This is a genomic window from Bacillus sp. SIMBA_031, assembly GCF_046535225.1.
Taxonomy (GTDB): Bacteria; Bacillota; Bacilli; order Bacillales; family Bacillaceae; genus Bacillus; species Bacillus velezensis.
The window spans coordinates 1-233 of sequence record NZ_JAWRXC010000717.1; the positions used below are offsets into that span (position 1 = coordinate 1).

Consider the following 233-nt stretch of genomic DNA (forward strand, 5'->3'; position numbering starts at 1 on the left):
TCTGCCGCGCGCTTCCGATCCGAAATATCGCGCGCGATCTTGGACGCGCCGATGATCTTCCCATCGCTGTTGCGGATTGGCGAGATCGTCAGGGAGATGTCGATGAAGGCGCCGTCCTTGCGACGACGGATCGTTTCGAAATGGTCGACCCGTTCGCCCGACCGGATCCGCGCCAGGATGGCTGGTTCTTCGTCCAGGCGATCCTCCGGGATCAGCATTGTTACCGGTCGTCC

General features: G+C 61.8%; 1 protein-coding gene. It reads right to left on the reverse strand.

Going from position 1 to position 233, the window contains the following annotated elements:
* The coding region (locus SB724_RS21955; RefSeq protein ID WP_410573208.1) for a PAS domain S-box protein at positions 1–218 on the reverse strand (218 nt) is incomplete at its 3' end.
* Positions 219–233 lie beyond the last annotated feature (15 nt).